This is a genomic window from Marichromatium sp. AB31 (assembly GCF_003718685.1).
Classification (GTDB): domain Bacteria; phylum Pseudomonadota; class Gammaproteobacteria; order Chromatiales; family Chromatiaceae; genus Marichromatium; species Marichromatium gracile.
The window spans coordinates 1-12,284 of record NZ_RHFI01000004.1; the positions used below are offsets into that span (position 1 = coordinate 1).

At 70.1% G+C, this 12,284-nt stretch carries 12 protein-coding genes; 4 read left to right on the plus strand and 8 right to left on the minus strand.

Annotated features, from left to right (window positions below):
- Together EBL84_RS04680 and EBL84_RS04685 are read right to left on the minus strand one after the other, a co-directional pair.
- Nucleotides 1-2,392, minus strand: a 2,392-nt coding sequence (locus EBL84_RS04680) for an ATP-binding protein (RefSeq protein ID WP_123139765.1), incomplete at its 3' end; no start/stop codon positions are given.
- Nucleotides 2,392-4,485 (minus strand): bifunctional diguanylate cyclase/phosphodiesterase, encoded by a 2,094-nt coding sequence (locus tag EBL84_RS04685; protein WP_123139766.1) that lies wholly within the window; start codon nt 4,483-4,485, stop codon nt 2,392-2,394. The genes EBL84_RS04685 and EBL84_RS04680, both read right to left, overlap by 1 nt.
- 115 nt (nt 4,486-4,600) lie before the next feature.
- Between EBL84_RS04685 and EBL84_RS04690 the strand changes: the two genes are divergently transcribed.
- The 3 genes from EBL84_RS04690 to EBL84_RS04700 are packed head-to-tail and all read left to right on the plus strand — an operon-like array spanning nt 4,601 to nt 7,115.
- Nucleotides 4,601-4,939: an Hpt domain-containing protein gene (locus EBL84_RS04690; protein ID WP_123139900.1), complete on the plus strand. Its 339-nt coding sequence runs from the start codon at nt 4,601-4,603 to the stop codon at nt 4,937-4,939.
- Entirely contained in the window at nt 4,939-6,171 is a 1,233-nt protein-coding gene (locus EBL84_RS04695) for an EAL and HDOD domain-containing protein (RefSeq protein WP_123139767.1), read from the plus strand. The genes EBL84_RS04690 and EBL84_RS04695 overlap by 1 nt, the downstream gene beginning before the upstream one ends.
- Before the next feature lie 11 nt (nt 6,172-6,182).
- Nucleotides 6,183-7,115 (plus strand): DUF3298 domain-containing protein, encoded by a 933-nt coding sequence (locus EBL84_RS04700; RefSeq protein ID WP_123139768.1) that lies wholly within the window; start codon nt 6,183-6,185, stop codon nt 7,113-7,115.
- Nucleotides 7,116-7,220: 105 nt separating this feature from the next.
- Here the strand turns inward: EBL84_RS04700 and EBL84_RS04705 are convergent, their stop codons facing one another.
- Nucleotides 7,221-7,574, minus strand: a complete 354-nt coding sequence (locus tag EBL84_RS04705) for an HMA2 domain-containing protein (RefSeq protein ID WP_123139769.1) — start codon at nt 7,572-7,574, stop codon at nt 7,221-7,223.
- Nucleotides 7,575-7,884: 310 nt separating this feature from the next.
- Between EBL84_RS04705 and EBL84_RS04710 the strand changes: the two genes are divergently transcribed.
- Entirely contained in the window at nt 7,885-8,235 is a 351-nt protein-coding gene (locus EBL84_RS04710) for a cupin domain-containing protein (RefSeq protein WP_005220313.1), read from the plus strand.
- Nucleotides 8,236-8,243: 8 nt separating this feature from the next.
- On the opposite strand, the gene EBL84_RS04715 is transcribed toward EBL84_RS04710, so the two are convergent.
- The 5 genes from EBL84_RS04715 to EBL84_RS16860 form a co-directional block, all read right to left on the minus strand.
- A complete protein-coding gene (locus tag EBL84_RS04715; RefSeq protein WP_123139770.1) occupies nt 8,244-10,382 on the minus strand; it encodes a heavy metal translocating P-type ATPase in 2,139 nt (712 codons plus the stop codon).
- Nucleotides 10,383-10,458: 76 nt separating this feature from the next.
- Nucleotides 10,459-10,884 carry a hypothetical protein gene (locus EBL84_RS04720; RefSeq protein ID WP_123139771.1) on the minus strand — a complete coding sequence of 142 codons (426 nt, stop codon included), beginning with the start codon at nt 10,882-10,884 and terminating at the stop codon, nt 10,459-10,461.
- The gene (locus EBL84_RS04725; RefSeq protein ID WP_062276597.1) at nt 10,881-11,057 is read right to left on the minus strand and encodes a hypothetical protein; all 177 of its coding nucleotides are present in this window, start codon (nt 11,055-11,057) and stop codon (nt 10,881-10,883) included. The genes EBL84_RS04720 and EBL84_RS04725 overlap by 4 nt, the downstream gene beginning before the upstream one ends.
- Nucleotides 11,050-11,397: a magnetosome protein MamC gene (locus EBL84_RS04730; RefSeq protein WP_132230531.1), complete on the minus strand. Its 348-nt coding sequence runs from the start codon at nt 11,395-11,397 to the stop codon at nt 11,050-11,052. The genes EBL84_RS04725 and EBL84_RS04730 overlap by 8 nt, the downstream gene beginning before the upstream one ends.
- Complete coding sequence (locus tag EBL84_RS16860) at nt 11,394-12,134, minus strand: hypothetical protein (RefSeq protein WP_148040264.1); 741 nt, start codon at nt 12,132-12,134, stop codon at nt 11,394-11,396. The genes EBL84_RS04730 and EBL84_RS16860 overlap by 4 nt, the downstream gene beginning before the upstream one ends.
- Nucleotides 12,135-12,284: the final 150 nt, after the last annotated feature.

The window sequence follows — 12,284 nt, forward strand, 5'->3', positions numbered from 1 at the left end:
CACCCGCGAGCAGCTGCTCGCGCAGGGTCGCGAGCAGCTGGCGCGGTCGCAGCGGCTTGGGCACATGGTCATCCATCCCCGCCGCCAGACAGGCCTCACGATCGCTCGCCATGGCATTGGCGGTCATCGCCACGATCGCGACCCGCTGCCCGGCACCGGACTCGCGCGCGCGGATCGCGCGCGTCGCCGCGAGCCCGTCGAGCACCGGCATCTGCATGTCCATCAACACCAGCTCGAAACGTCCGGGCGCAAAGCGCTCGAGCGCCTCGGCACCGTGCTCGGCCAGCGTGACCACACACCCCCAGCGCTCCAGCAATGCCCGCGCCAGACGTTGATTGATCACATTGTCCTCGACCAGCAGCACCCGCACCCCAGCGAGCAGCGCCGTACCGCCGGGCGCGCCCGAGGGCGCCGGGCGCGGCCCATCCAACGCCCGCAGCAAGCCGGCGACCTCGCCCGGACTCACCGGTTTGGTCAGCACCGCAAAGCCCGCGGCGGCACAGCGTCGCGCCTCCTCGCCCTGCAGCCCATAGGAGAGCAGCGCCAACCGCTCACGTTCGACCAGCCCGGCCTCGACCAGCCGCTCGGCCAGGGCCACGCCACCGTCGCGCGCGGCGATCAGCGCCAGGGTCAACGGCCGCGCATCGCGGGCGCGCATCTCGGCCTCGACCGCAGCGGCACTCACCACACGCAACCCCAGCCGCTCGAGCCAGTCGACCAGGGTGAGGCGCGCACGCGGGTGCGGCTCGACCACCAGTGCCCACCCTCGAGACCGAGACGCCTCGGTCTCGGCTCCGGCGACGAAGGTCTCGTCGAGCGACAACGGCAACTCGACGGTGAAACGGCTCCCCCGACCCGGCTCGCTGTCGACCGTGATCCGCCCCCCCATCAGTTCCACCAGACGCGAGATGATGCTCAACCCCAGCCCGGTACCGCCGAAGCGGCGGGTGATCGAGACATCGGCCTGACCGAAGACCTCGAAGATCCCCTCGAGCTGGTCGGGGTGGATGCCGACCCCGGTATCGGCCACCGCGAGCGCGACCCACTCGCCCTGGCCGGAGGAGAGGCGCTCCAGGGTGACCCGGATCTCGCCGGCGGCGGTGAACTTGATCGCGTTGTCGCAGAGATTGACCAGCACCTGGCGCAACCGCGCCGGATCGCCGAGGCGCCGCCGGGGCAGCGTCGGGGCAAGCTCCAGGACCAGCTCGACCCCCTTGGCGGCGGCCCGTGTGCCGAGCGGCTTGAGGGCCCCGGCAAGGAGTTCGGCAAGATCGAAGGGGATGTGCTCGAGCTCGACCCGGCCGGCCTCGATCTTGGCGAAGTCGAGCAGGTCGTTGAGCAGCGCCAGCAGGGTCCCGGCCGAGGCGCGCACGATGGTGAGATAGTCGCGCTGGGTCGGATCCAGGTCGGTCTCGAGGGCCAGCTCGGTCATCCCGATGATGCCGTTCATCGGGGTGCGGATCTCATGGCTCATGTTGGCGATGAAGCGACTCTTCGCCGCGTTGGCCGACTCGGCCATGTCGCGTGCCTCGCGCAGCTCGGCCTCGACCCGCTTCCACGCGGTGATGTCCATAGCGACCCCGGTCATGCGCGGCGCCCGACCGTCGCCCTGATCGCAGGGGGTGGCCTGAACGCGATGATGACGCAGCTCGCCGCCGGGCAGCAGCACCCTGAACTCGGCCTCGAGGTCGCGCGCCTCGTCGAACGAGGCGCGCAACGCCGTCTCCATCCGCGCGCGGTCATCCGGGTGGAGACGGCGCAGCCAGGTCTCTACCCGGCCATCGAACTCGACCGCGTCGAGACCATGCAGGGCCAGCATGCGCGCATCCCAATCGAGTCGGTCCCCTTGCGGGTGCCACTCCCACACCCCGAGCCCGGCGGTGGCCGCCGCCAGCTCCAGGCGCGCGCGCTGATGACGCAGCTCGGTCTCGAACAGACAACCGCGTGCGGCATTGGCGAGACGACGCACCAGCGGCACGAAGGCCCGCTGGAAACGGGTCGAGAGCATGCCGACATCGGCCCCGCGCAGCAACAGCAGCACCCCGAACCCCTCGAGACGGAAGGCATGGAGTGCACAGCGCGAATCGACCGCCACCAGCGGCAGGCCACCGGGCTGCTGGCGCAATGCCTGATACAGCCCCTGTGGCGTCCAGCGCTCCCAGAAAGCGGCATAGCAGGGGTTGCGCGCGAGGTTGCGCGGCAGCATGCAGCTCAGCGGCGGCGCCGTCGACGAGACCTCTTCGAGCTGGAGCACCGCTGCGCCGCTGCCCTCGAGCAGGCGCATCATGCTGACCAGGAAGCGGCGCACCATGGGCTCGAGATCGACGCTTTCACCGATGGCCACCGCGAGCGCGTAGAGCACCTCGGTCTCGTCGTTCGGGGAGGTCGCCATCACAGCGCTCCGCCGGGCGGCACGAAGGCGCGCAGCAGCGCTTCGAGCGAAGGTGGCGCCATCGGTCGTCCGATCAGATAGCCCTGCACCTGATCGACCCCGAGCGCCTCGACGAAGTCGCACTGACGCTGGGTCTCGACCCCCTCGGCGATCACCGTCAGCCCCAGGCTCTGCCCCATCACCGTGACCGCGCGCACGATCGCCCGCGCCCGCCGTCCCCGGGTGACGGTGGCGACGAAGGCGCGGTCGATCTTGAGCACATCGAGCGGGAAGTGCTGCAGATACTCGAGCGACGAGTAACCGATGCCGAAGTCGTCGATCGCGACCTTGAGCCCGAGCGCGCGACAGCGACCGAGCAGCTCGACGGCGGCCTCCGGCTCCTGCATCGCCAGGCGCTCGGTGATCTCGAGTTCGATACGACCGGGGTCGACGCCAGTGTCGCCGAGCACCCGCTCGATCAGCGTGAACAGCCCGGGGTCGAGGAACTGACGCGCCGAGAGGTTGACCGCGACCCCCAGGCCCGTCCCCTCCCAGGCGACACACTGACGACAGGCCTGCTCCAGCACCCAGGCGCCGACCGGCCGGATCAACCCGAGCGACTCGAGCAGCGGCACGAAGCGCGCCGGCGAGAGATCGCCCCAGCGTGGATGGCGCCAGCGCAGCAACGCCTCGACCGCGACGATCTGCCCCGACTCGAGATCGAGCTGCGGTTGGTAGTGAAGATGGAACTCCTCGCGCTCGAGCGCGCCGTGCAACGCCTGCTCCAGCTCCAGCGCCTCGGCCAACCCCTGACGCAACCGTGGCGCCGAGGGCGCCTCCTCGCTCAGCGTGCCACGCAGCCGCGCCAGACGCTGCGCCTGCTCGGCGAGCGCGAGCAGCTGCTTGGCGTCGTCGCCGTGACCTGGATGACAGCAGAATCCACCGCTCAGGGTGAGCACCAGCTCGCGCCCATCGATCGGATAAGGCCGCCCCAGCGCATGCAACAGACGGGCGAAGCGCGCCTGCAACCTCGGCAGATCGGCCCCGCAGAGCAGCACCCCGAACTCGTCGCCACCAAGCCTGGCCGCAAGCTCCGACGACCCGCCGGACTGTTCGAGCCGCTGCGCCAGGCTACCCAGCAGCAGATCGCCCGCAGGCTCGCCCAGGGCGTCGTTGTGACGATGGAACTCGACCACATCGATCCAGCCGACCAGCAACACCGAACCCGTCACCACCGCCCGGCGCAGCGCCTCCTCGATCTGGCGCAGGAACAGCCGTCGATTAGCCAGCCCGGTCAACTCGTCGTGCAGCGACAGATAGTCGACCAAATCCTCGGTGCGGCGCATCTCGGTCACGTCCTGGAGCACGCCCAACACCCGCTCGGCGTCGTGCTCGGAGTGCTCGCCGACCACCCGCAGCAGCCGCTCGCCATTGTCGCCGCACAGCCGGAACTCGATCTCGAAGGAGCCCTTGCCGACGCGCGCCACCTGCATCATCCGCTCGAGCCGGGGGCGATCGGCGGGGTGGACCAGCGCCAGCACCGAGGACACCCGCTCGAGCGCACCGGCATCGACCCCGAGCAACACGGCCGCGTCATCGGACCAGGACAGCGCATCATCCTCCAGCGACCATTGCCAGAAGGTCAGCCGCGCGATGCCGCGCGCCACCCGCTCGTGCTGACGATTGCGCCGCACCTGCAGGTTGAGTGCGCCGGCGTGCAGCGCATAACGGACCCGCTGGCTCAGCAGCGACCAGTTGATCGGCTTGACCATGAAATCGGTGGCGCCGGCCTCCAGCGCCGCCTCGATGGTCTCGACCTCGTCGGCCCCGGTGACCATGATCACCGGCGTGGCGATCTCGACCTCGAGCGCGCGGATCCGCCGGCAGACCTCGAGCCCGTCAATCCCCGGCATGCAGACATCGAGCAGCACCAGATCGGGCTGAATGCGGGCAAAGCACTCGAGCGCCTGGGCGCCATCGGCGGCGGCCTCGACGGCGAACCCCTGGCGGCGCAACGCGCCACAGATCAGCCCCCGGGTCGGGGCATCGTCATCGACGACCAACACCCGCCCGAGCGCACCCGTCCCCTGCGTATCCGCCCCCTGCGTCCCCATCTAGTCCTCCATCTCCCGATGGCCCGCGATCTAAGGTTGAGGCAGGAGCAACCGATACAAACCGTCGCGGCTCGAACGGCACCCAGTCAGCAGCCACAAGCCCGAGGTGATCATCATGCACCATGTCGACCCCGAGACGATCGCCGAGCTGCGCGACCTGCTCGACGAGGAGCTCGACGCCATCATGCTCGCCTTCGCCCAACAGCTCCCCGTCCAGCTCGAGCGCCTGGAGCAGGCCTCACCGAGCGAGTGCGGGGCGCTGGCCCATGCCCTCAAGGGCAGCGCCGGCAACATCGGCGCGACCATGCTGGCCAGCGCGGCCGGCGCGCTCGAACAGGCCGCGCGCGCCGGCGAGCCCGAGACGATCGCCGCGGCCCGCGCGCAATTACGCCCACTGGCCAACGCCACCCTGGACGAGCTGCGTGCGCTCGGCGCGCTGCGCGAGGCGCCCTGATGCCCACATCGCTCCAGAGCGCGGGCGCCATGCGCCCGGTCTTCGTCGGTCGCCAGCCGATCTTCGACGCCAGCGCGGGGATCGTCGGCTTCGAGCTGCTGTTTCGCGCCGGACACACCGACAGGGCCGCGATCGACGACAGCGACCGCGCCACCACCGAGCTGCTGCGTACCGTCTTCGTCGACATCGGCGTCGAGAACCTGGTCGGTGACCGGCTCGCCTTCATCAACCTCTCGCCGCGCTTCATCGGGCGCGAGGTGATCGCCGCCCTGCCCGCCGAGCGCACCGTACTCGAATTGTCGGTCAGCGCCGGGATCGGTCCCCAGACCCTGGCCGCCATCCGTCTGCTCAGGGACCAGGGCTTCAGGGTCGCGCTGCAGTGCACGGGCGCGGGCGCGCTGCCGGCGCACGCGCTCGAGGCCGTCGATCTGGTCAAGCTCGACGCCCGCGCCACCGCGGCACCGGAGCTCGAGGCGCAGTGCGCCCGGCTCGCCGCCCACGGGCTCACCCTGATCGCCGAGAAGATCGAGGACGAGACCACGCTCGCCCGCTGCCGGGCGCTGGGCTTCGATTATTACCAGGGTTTCTATCTCTCCTACCCCAACGTAATCGAGGGGCAGCGCATGGCCGGCGCGGCGCTCGCGCTGCTGCGCCTGATCGAGACCCTGCAGCGCCCCGATACCACGGTGGCCGAGATCAACCGCAGCATCACCAGCGACGCGGCGCTCAGCCTGGAGATCCTCAGGCTCGCCAACAGCCCCCGCTTCCGTCGCCGCGAGCCGATCGAATCGGTCGAGCACGCGATCATCGTGCTCGGGCGCGACACCATTCGTCACTGGGCGCTGCTGCTCACGCTGCGCCGCACCCAGGGCTCGCCGGTGGCGATCGAGCAGATCCTGATACGCGCACGCATGGGCGAGTTGCTCGCACCCGTGCTCGCACCCGGTGATGCACCCCAGCGCTACTTCACCCTGGGGCTGCTCTCGGCGGTCGAGCGCTTCCTCGGCGTCGCGCTCGAGGAGATGGTGGAGCAGGTGCGACTGGGACCGGAGCTGCGCGCGGCCCTGTTCAATCATGAGGGGATCATGGGGCTGGCGCTGGAGATCATCGAGGGATTCGAGCAACCCGACACCCCCTTGCCCGACGACCTCGCGGTCACCGCCGAGGCGCTCTCGACCCGCTATATTCAGGCCATCGACTGGGCGCGCGAGACGCTCGACACACTGAAATAAAGGACGATCGAATGGATGTGACGCGTCATTGCACCGCCGCGCTGCTCGGTGTCGCGCTCCTGCCGACACTCGCTGCCGGCGCCGGGTTCGACTGCGAGCGCGCCTCGACCCCGATCGAGCACAGCATCTGCGCCGACGCCGAGCTCGACGCGCTCGACGCCCGGCTCGCCGAACTCTATCGCGCCGCGCGCGAGCGGCTCGCGCCCGCCGAGCGCGAGGCATTGCGCCAGACCCAGCGCAGCTGGCTCGCCGCGCGCAACCGCTGCGGCCCGGATCGAGACTGTCTGCGAGCGCAGTATCTGCAGCGCATCGAAGCGCTCGCACCACCACGGGCACGGCTCACCCGCACCGGCCCGCACTACCAGCTCGAGGCCAGTTATCCGGTGTTCGCCGGAGCGCCGGAGACGATCAACCGCGCGGTGCGTGCATTCGTCCAGGATCAGGTCGATGCCTTCCTCGCCAGCACCGAGGAGCTCCTGGCCGATCCCGAGCCGCCGCTCGGACCGGCATGGTCGTTCGCGCTCGAGGGCGAGGCCGGCCACCGCACCGACACCCTGCAGGTCGTCGCGTTCGAGGGCTATGCCTATTACGGCGGGGCGCACGGCATGCCGCTGTTCGCGCCGCTGCTGCTTGATCTGTCCGAGGCCCGCGCGCTCGACCCGGCGGAACTCTTCCGCGCCGACAGCGACTGGCTCGCGCGGCTCGCCCGACTCAGCCGCGCGGCACTCGCCGGACGCGACCTGCTCGGTGCCGATGCCGACTGGGTCAACCAGGGCACCGCGCCGGTGGCGGAGAACTATCAACTGTTGCTGCCCGGCCCCGATGGGCTCACGGTGATCTTCCCGCCCTATGCGGTCGCCGCCTATGCCGCCGGCGCACAACGGGTGCTGATCCCCTATGCCGAGATCGACGACCTGCTCGCACGCCCCCTGCAGGCGCCTTGAGTCAGGCGCGCCGGAACCGGACGCGATGGCGCGGGTCGAAGGCGATCGCCCGCATCCCGTCCCGCCGCTATTGCGAGACCGGCGGGGACGGGATGGGGGCGGCGATCAGAGCAGCACGCTCACCAGCTTGTAGGCCGAGCGCTCCACCGCCTTGTTGACGAAGGCGCCGACGAGCGCCTTGCCGAACAGGGTGCCGGCCCTGGTCGCCAGCTCACCGGAGCGTGAGTCGATCTCGACACAGCCATGACGCTCGAGGGCCTCGAGCAGCTGGGCACGACCGATGCGTGCCGGATCATAGAGCAGGGTCAGGCTCGATGCGCGCGGATTGAAGCGCACCTCGGTCACCCCCTCGAGCGCCTGCAGCTCACGCTGCGCCTCGCCGTCGAGCAGCGAGCGACAGCGCAGTGCCGCCGAGCGGATACGCAGTCGCCCTGGAACATGATGGATGTAGTGACTCATGGAACCCTCGGTACTCTCGTCGCTGGAAGGTCATCGATGTGCCTGGCCTGTCGCCGGCGCCCACCGGCCCGGGAACAACCGAATCCGTGCCGTTTCGCGTCGTCGCTGCGCTCCTGCAACGGCCTGTCGGAGTGTCGTCGTCCCGACGCCATCGCAAACGCGAACGGTTATCGATAATAGTTCTCGATCAGGCATTAAGCAAGGGTTGTGCGCGTTTGTTTCTTGCCGACAACCTTGCTATTTTCGATCGAATCAGCGGGATCGGCCCGCCCTCTTCCACCTCAAGCTCGCGGAGCGTTAGAACGATTTCATGAAAGAAGCAGACTGGCTCCTCTTCCAGCTCGACGACCTGGTCTCGAGCGTCGATCGCAACGGTGTCGCCTTCAAGGAATTCCTGCGCACCCCGTCGCTCTCCTGCTCGGTCTATCACCTCCCGGCAGGCTCCAAGGACATGGCCAGCGCCCATGAGGAGGACGAGCTCTATCTGGTGCTCGAGGGACGCGCGCAACTGCGGGTCGGCGACAGCGTGCGGCTGGTCGAGAAGGGCACGCTGATGTACGTGCACGCCGCCTGCAGCCATGCCTTCTTCGACATCGAGGAGGATCTCACCGTGCTGGCCTTCTTCGGCGCGCCGGTACGCGCACACCTGCAGCGCGGCTGACCCCGCTCTCAGTCGTCGACCGGCGGCGCGAGACGACGCTCCTCGGCACCATCGAAGTCCACCCCGCGCAGGGCGTTGAGCAGCACCGCCAGGGTGGTGCCGTTGTGCAGCACCGCGCTGGCCAGGGGCGAGACCCGACCGCTCGCCGCGCCGACCAGGATCGCGGTGTTGATGCCGACGGCGGCGCGGAAGTTGTTGCGGATCAATCGCATGGTGCTGAGCGCCAGGGCGCGCGCGTCGGCCACCGCATCGAGCCGATCGTCGGTGAGCAGGATGTCGGCCGTGGCGCGGGCGATATCGGCACCGCGCGGCATGGCGATGCCGACATCGGCGGCAGCGAGCGCCGGACCGTCGTTGACCCCGTCGCCGACGAAGGCGACCTTGGCCCCGGCATCCTGCAGGCGCATCAGGATCGCCGCCTTGTCCTCGGGCGCGACCTCGGCGTGCACCGCGTCGAAACCGAGCTCGCGACCCAACGCCTCGGCCTTGCTGCGGCGGTCGCCGCTGATCATCACCAGCCGCTCGATGCCGAGCGCACGCAGCCGCGCCAGCGTCTCCGGGGTCTCGGGGCGCAGCGTGTCGCGCAGCGCGATCAGCCCGACCGGGCCCTCGCGGTTGGCGACGAAGAGCAGGATCTTGCCGGCGTCGTGGAAGCTCGAGATACGCGGCTCGAAGGGCGAGAAGTCGATGCCCTCGTGCTCCTCGAGATAGTGACGGCTGCCGATCATGATCCGCCCCCCGGCGACATCGGCCGAGAGCCCGTGGGCGACCAGATAATCGACCTCGCCGTGGCTGATGTGCTCGAGTCCGCGCGCCTGTGCAGCGTCGACCACGGCGCTGGCGATCGGGTGCGAGGCGTGCTCCTCGATCGAGGCGACCAGCGCGAGCAGGTCACACTCGTCGCAACCCGGGTGGGTGGCGAGCACCTCGACATCGGTGACCGCCAGCTCGCTGTGGGTCAGGGTGCCGGTCTTGTCGAACACCAGCGTATCGACCCCGGCGAGCTGCTCGATCGCCTCGCCACCACGCATCAGCACCCCATTGCCCGCCGCACGCGCCATCCCCGACTTGATCGCCACCGGGGTGCCGAGCTTGAGCGCGCAGGCATAATCGACCAGGAACACCGACTGCACCCGACGCAGGTCGCGGGTGGCGGCATAGACCGCCGCCCCCGTGCCCAGGGTCAGCGCCACGCGCTGATCGGCGAGCCGGTCGGCCTCGCTCTGGGTGACCGAGCGCTTGGTGAGCGCATCGCCGATGAAGCGCGCCACCCGCGCCGAGGTGGTCTCGGCGCCGACCTGGGTGGCCTCGATGCGCAGCCGCCCCTCGACCAGCACCGAGCCGCAGATCACCCGCCGATAGACCGACTTGCGCACCGGCACGTCCTCGCCGGTGACCGCCGACTGATCGACCAGCGCCACCCCATCGATCACCCGACCGTCGACCGCGATGCGCTCCCCCGGCCCGACCTGAACGATCTCGCCGACCTCGACCTGATCGCCGGGCACGCGCACCAGCTCACCGTCGCGCTCGACCCAGGCCGGCGCGGGGTCCGGGCGCAGCAGCCGCGCCAGCATGCGATCGGAGCGACGCGCGGTGCGCTCCTCGAGATAGGCGCCGAGACGCAGCAGCAGGTCGGTGACGGTGGCGGCATAGACCTCGCCACGCGCCGCCGAGAGCCCTACCGCCACGGCATCGAGCACCTCGACCTTGACCCCTTCGTTGACCAAGGTGTCGACCCCGCGCGCCAGCGTCGGCGCGGCACTGGTCACCGCCAGCGCCAACCGCCAGCCCGGCGGCAACAGCGGCAGCAGCGCCAGCGCCAACAACGAGGTCGCCACCGGCGCCAGCCCCGAGTCCGGCTCGCCGGCGGACACCGGCAGCGCGTCGTGACCGACATGGGGCACATAGGCGCGCAGCCGCTCGATGACGCGAGCGCGCGCCTCGGGCGTAGGCGTGAACTCGATCACCAGCGAACCCGTCGCCACCCCGGTACGCACCTCGCGCACCTCGGGCAGGGCATCGAGCCAGAGTTCAAGGGTGTCCGGTGCATAACCGGGGGCGCCGAGGGCGGGGAGACGCAGCCGCAACCGACCGGGCAGCTGGTGAACGACGCGATAGCGCAGCGCGGGCAAGGAAGGGGTCACGAGATCAGGGTCCTGAACTGGGCGTGGGCGGGCGGACGCACCCGCCCCCCACGTGGGCTGGGGGAGAGGGTGACGCTCAGGGATCCTGACGCTGCGAGGCGTGCCGCAGCTCGGCCTCGGCGTCGCCGAAACGCTCCTTGATCTCCTCGACCCCGCCCTGGACCATCGCCCAGGCGCGTACCATGCCGTTGATCGCGGTGCGCTGCACCTGCTCGTTGGTGAGCAGATAGGTCGCAGCGGCGCCGATCACCAGCCCCTTGAGGAAGCGGTCACGCGACAGCGTCGCCAGCGTGCCCTGCTGGTTCTGGGGGTTCCACTGGGGCTGCTGCATCGCCATGGGCGCATGATAGCCCTGGTAGTAATAGGCCTGTCCCTGAGGCGGAAGAGCCGCACCCTGGCCCTGGTGATACTGCTGATACTGCCCACCCTGGGCCTGTCCCTGGGGGGCACCCCCCGGTTGGCCCTGGGCGCCCTGCCCTGGATAGCCGTATTGATTGCTCATGCCGAGTCTCCTGTGGTCGGTCGTGCGTTGTTCGGTGCCGGTTGCCGGTTGCCGCGCGCCTTGACCAGGCCACGCAGCAACATCACCAGTGCCGCGCCGGTGATCAAACCGCCGATGCCCTCGGCGATGTTCTTCGTGACCCCGTGCTGATGACGTTGACGTTGATCAGTCATGCATATCCCCATCGGTCCATTGACGCAGCCCGTAGAAGACCGCCGACCCGGCCAGGAACATCAGCCCGAGCCGCAGCGCCCCCTGATCGGCGACGGTGGAGGCCACGGCGCCGGCCGCAGCGGTGGCCACACCCGCGGCCACCGCGCTCTTGCCGGTCTCGACCAGGGCCAGGTTGGGAAGCTGCTCGCCGGCCTGGATGCGATCGACCTGACGGGCCGCGGCGAGACTGCCGCCGATCACCGCACCGAGGGTGGCGAGCCGCACCAACGACCCGCAATCGCTGCTGATCGCCGGGGCCGTGGGCGCCGTGCCCGGCCAGAAAACGGGAGGCTGGCTCATGCCTTCTGCTCCTCGCCACCACCCTGACCCTTGTCGCCACCGAAGAGGGTGCGCTGGACCGAGCCGTTGGTGAACACCAACACGGCGGCGGCACCGAGCAGCGCGCCCTTCCAGAAGTCGGTGTCATTGAAGTCGATCAGCTTGGAGAGGCTGTTGAGTCCGTTGCCACCATTGGCCAGCTCATCGACCAGTTCCGCCACCCCGGCGCCGGCGCCGTGCTGGGCACCGAACCCCTGGTGCGCACCGGCCCCCGGGGGATAACCACCCGGCGCCGCGCCATGACCGGCCCACTCGGGCTGCCCACCCTGGTACGGCGCGCCCTGATAGGGCATGGCCCCAGGCGGCATGCCACCGGGCTGATAGCCGTACTGCGGCGGCTGCGCCCCCGGGTACGGCTGTCCCGGATACGGCTGCTGCGGCGGCATCATCCCCGGCATCCATTGCGGCTGGCCACCGGCCTGAGGCCCATATCCACCCTGCGCGGTCTGTGGTCCCTGGGGCTGGGCCGCGGCAACGCCCGGCGACGGCGCGCCCCAGGCCGGCTGCGGGGCCTGCTGCTGGCCGGGGTGCATGCCCATGCCAGGCTCCTGGCCCTGCGCCGACCAGGGTACGCCGGCGCCCTGGACACCCTGGCCCGCAGCGCTGTCGCAGCCCTCGGCCTGCCAGGCCTGCGCGCCCTCCTGGCCGCCTCCGGGCATATCCGGTCGCGCCTGCGCCTCTGACTTGTGTTCGCTCATGGTGACTCCGCTTGGATGGATGGGTTGCGGCACCGCACTCGAGACGGTGCTCATCGTCGTCCTCGACCTCGCGATGCACGGACCGCTCGATCGAGACCGCAGCGGTGGGGGCACCGCACTGCCACGGCGGACGGTCCCGACTGGAGGGTA